At 75.4% G+C, this 3586-nt stretch carries 5 protein-coding genes; all 5 read left to right on the plus strand.

What is annotated here, in order from left to right; translation table 11 throughout:
• Positions 1-687, plus strand: a 687-nt coding sequence (locus ACFQ3T_RS35245) for a GlxA family transcriptional regulator (protein ID WP_380730251.1), incomplete at its 5' end; no start/stop codon positions are given.
• Between the two features lie 58 nt (positions 688-745).
• Positions 746-1141 (plus strand): winged helix-turn-helix transcriptional regulator, encoded by a 396-nt coding sequence (locus ACFQ3T_RS35250; protein WP_380730254.1) that lies wholly within the window; start codon positions 746-748, stop codon positions 1139-1141.
• Positions 1142-1188: 47 nt separating this feature from the next.
• The gene (locus ACFQ3T_RS35255; protein ID WP_380730256.1) at positions 1189-1833 is read left to right on the plus strand and encodes an NADPH-dependent F420 reductase; all 645 of its coding nucleotides are present in this window, start codon (positions 1189-1191) and stop codon (positions 1831-1833) included.
• 22 nt (positions 1834-1855) lie between these two features.
• Positions 1856-2464 (plus strand): TetR/AcrR family transcriptional regulator, encoded by a 609-nt coding sequence (locus ACFQ3T_RS35260; RefSeq protein ID WP_380730258.1) that lies wholly within the window; start codon positions 1856-1858, stop codon positions 2462-2464.
• The coding region (locus tag ACFQ3T_RS35265; RefSeq protein ID WP_380730260.1) for a glycosyltransferase at positions 2461-3586 on the plus strand (1126 nt) is incomplete at its 3' end. The genes ACFQ3T_RS35260 and ACFQ3T_RS35265, both read left to right, overlap by 4 nt.

The raw sequence follows: 3586 nt of genomic DNA on the forward strand, positions 1-3586 counted from the left end.
GCCGTGCGCGCCGCCGCGGCCGGGGGCGCGCGGGTCGCGTCGATCTGCACCGGGGCGTTCGACCTGGCCCGCACCGGCCTGCTGGCCGGCAAGCGCGCCACCACGCACTGGAAGTACGCGCCCGAGCTGGCGCGCCGGCACCCCGACGTCGAGGTGGACGCCTCGGTGCTGTTCGTCGACGAGGGGGCCGTGCTCACGTCGGCGGGCGTGGCGGCCGGGCTCGACCTGTGCCTGCACCTGCTGCGCCGTGACCACGGCGCCGCGTTCGCCGCCGAGGTCGCCCGCCTGATCGTGATGCCGCCCCAGCGCGACGGCGGCCAGGCGCAGTTCCTCCGCCACGCCGACCCGCCGGACACCGACGCCTCGCTGCAGCCCACCCTGGCGTGGCTGGAGGCGAACCTCCGGGAACCGCTGACGCTCGGCGCGATCGCCCGGCACGCGGGCGTGAGCGAGCGCAGCCTCAGCCGCCGGTTCCGGCAGGAGGTGGGCAGCGCGCCCATGCGGTGGCTGCTCGCCGCGCGGGTTCGGCGCGCCCAGCAGCTGCTGGAGACCACCGACCTCCCGGTGGAGCAGGTGGCGCGGGAGACCGGGTTCGGCGCGGCCAACACCCTGCGCCACCACTTCGGCCGGATCGTCGGCACGTCACCGCACGCGTACCGCAAGACGTTCCGCTCCCGCCCGGCCTGACGCCGCGGCGCGGTCCCTGCTTCAATCGGCGGGTGTCGTATCGCGGGGGCGGGGGCGGATGAGCGACTCGGACGTGTTCCTGGCCGACTGCCCGGCCCGCACGACGTTGCGGCTGGTGGCCGACACCTGGGCCGTGGTCGTGGTGTTCGGGTTGGGGCCGGGACCCCTGCGCCACAACGATTTGCTCGACCGCATCGGCGGGATCAGCAAGAAGGTGCTGACGCAGACGTTGCGCAAGCTGGAGGCCAACGGGCTGGTGGCGCGGCGGAGGCTCGGCACCGCGCCGCCTGGGGTGGAGTACCGCCTCACGCCGCTCGGGCGGAGCCTGCTCGGACCGGTCTCGGCGCTCGCCCGGTGGGCCGAGGAGCACGCCGACGAACTCGCCGGCGACCCCGCCGATGACCCTGCCGATAACCCCGCCGGCGATCCCGTCGAGGAGCCGGTCCGCGGCTGATCCGTGGGGAACCCGCCGGTTCCCCACGGCCTCCTACCGTCGCCGTCGTGAGAATCGGTGTTCTTGGCGCAGGGTCGATGGCGGACGTGTTGGGCACCCGGTGGGTCGAGGCGGGCCACGAGGTGATGGTCGCCGGCCGCACGGAGGCGAAGGCGCGGGCGCTGGCCCGCAAGTGGGGCGCCCGCAGCGGAACCTTCCGCGAGGCCGCGGAGTTCGGCGACGTGGCGTTGCTCGCGGTCCTCTACCAGGGGGTGCCGGCCACGCTCGCCGCGATCGGCGACGCGGTGCGCGGCAAGCCGGTGCTCGACTGCACCAACCCGGTCGAGGTCGGGAACTTCACGCTCGTCACGGAACCGGGCGTGTCGATGGCGCAGCACATCGCGCACGTGACCGGCGGGCACGTCGTCAAGGCGTTCAACCTGTGCCACGCGCGGGTGTGGGAGATGGACCCACCGGAGTTCGACGGCCGCCGCCTGGTCGTGCCCCACTGCGGCGACGACCCGGTGGCGCTGGACCTGGCCTCCCGCCTGATCCGCGACACCGGCTGCGAGCCGTTGCCGGTCGGCGGGCTCCGGCACGCCCACCACCTCGAGGGCATGGCCGCGGTCATGATCTCCCTGTTGTTCGGCGGGCTCGACCCCCGCTCGGCGTTCAACCTCGTGCGCGCCGACGACCGGGTTGACAACGACTGAACGTTTGATCAGTCTACTGACCATGCGTTCAGTCGACGACATGACCGCCAGGGCGCGCATCCGGGACGCGGCCCTGGCGCGGTTCGGGCTCGACGGCGTGGCGGGCACGTCGGTGCGGGCGGTCGCCGCCGACGCCGGCGTGTCCCCGGCCCTGGTGCTGCACCACTTCGAGTCCAAGGAGGGCCTGCGGCGGGCGTGCGACGAGCACGTGCTGGCCCTGATCCGATCCGGCGGTGGCGACAGCGACGTCTCCGGGCTGGTGGAGTCGTTGCGCGCCGCGACACCGGTGCGCCGCTACCTCGGCCGCGCGCTGGTCGAGGCCACGGACGAGGCGCGGGCGCTGTTCGCCGGGATCGTGGAGTCCACGCGCCGCTGGCTGGCGGAACGGGAGGCCGAGGGCGCGGTGCGCCCGGCGGCGGACGAGCGGGCGCGGGCGGTGACGTACGTGTCGTGGCTGCTCGCGCCGCTGGTGCTGGGAGACCTGGTGGGCGAGGCGCTGGGCGGCGACCCGGCGGAGACGTCCGTGGCCGTGCGCGGCGCCCGTGCCGGGCTGGAGATGCTGACCCACGGGTTGTTCACCGACGAGCGGTGGCTCACCGCGTTCACCGCCGCCCAGCGCGAGGTGTCGTGAAAGCGCTGCTGGTCACGCACGGCACCCAGGGTGACGTGCAGCCGTTCCTGGCCCTCGCCCTGGCGCTGCGCGCGGCCGGCCACGACGCGGTGCTGGCCGCGCCCGCCTCCTCCGAGCCGGCGGCGCGCGAGCGTGACGTCGAGTTCGCGGCGCTGGACGACGGGCCGAACCGGTTGCTGGACGACCCGGTGGTCGAGGAGGCGATCGACGGCGGCTACCGCGGCGTCCGGGGCAAGGTCACGGCGCTGCGCACGATGAGCCGGATCAAGCCGCTGATGGCCGCCGTGCTGCGCGACGTCGGCGTCGCGGCCCGCGCGCACCGGCCGGACGTCGTGGTGCACTCGCCGACCCTGCCCGCGCACCACGTCGCCGAGATGCTCGGCGTCCCGGCGGTCCTCGCGGCGCTGCAACCGGGTTGGGTTCCCACGTCGGCGTTCCCGTGCCCCCTGGTGCCGCTCCCGCGCGTGCCGCGGGCGTTGAACCGCGCCACCTACCTGACGGTGGGCGCCACCCTGCGCGCGTACGCCGGGATCGCCACGGCCTGGCGCACCGAGGACCTCGGGTTGCCGCGCCGTCGAGGCAGCCACGACCTGTTGCGCGACGAGGAGGGCCGTCCCCGCACCGTCGTGCAGGCGTTCAGCCCGTCGGTGTCCCCGGTCGCGCCGGACTGGCCGGACACCGTGCGCACCACGGGTTTCTGGTACCTGCCCGCGTCGGCGTCGTGGTCGCCGCCGCCCGAGCTGGCCGCCTTCCTCGACGACGGCCCGCCGCCGGTCTACGTCGGGTTCGGCAGCATGGCCGGTCGCGACACCGCCCGCCTCGGCGCGCTCGTCACCGAGGCCGTCCGGGAGGCCGGGGTGCGGGCGGTGCTGGCCACGGGCTGGGGTGGCATCGCCACCGGGCCGTCGTCGCGCGACGTGCTCGTCATCGACCAGGCGCCGCACGACTGGCTGTTCCCGCGCACCAGCGCCGTCGTGCACCACGGGGGCGCCGGCACGACCGCCGCCGCGCTGGCCTCGGGCACGCCGCAGGTCGTGTGCCCGTTCGTCGCCGACCAGCCCCACTGGGCGCGGCTCGTCCACCAGGCGGGTGTCGCGCCGGAGCCCGTGCGGCAACAGCGCC

It is taken from the genome of Saccharothrix hoggarensis (genome assembly GCF_042678885.1).
GTDB classification, from domain to species: Bacteria; Actinomycetota; Actinomycetes; order Mycobacteriales; family Pseudonocardiaceae; genus Actinosynnema; species Actinosynnema hoggarensis.

Excerpts from the sequence above, each read along its gene's own strand:
- ACFQ3T_RS35250 (WP_380730254.1), top strand. The coding sequence starts at position 746 with ATGAGCGACTCGGACGTGTTCCTGGCCGACTGCCCGGCCCGCACGACG.
- ACFQ3T_RS35260 (WP_380730258.1), top strand. The coding sequence starts at position 1,856 with ATGCGTTCAGTCGACGACATGACCGCCAGGGCGCGCATCCGGGACGCG.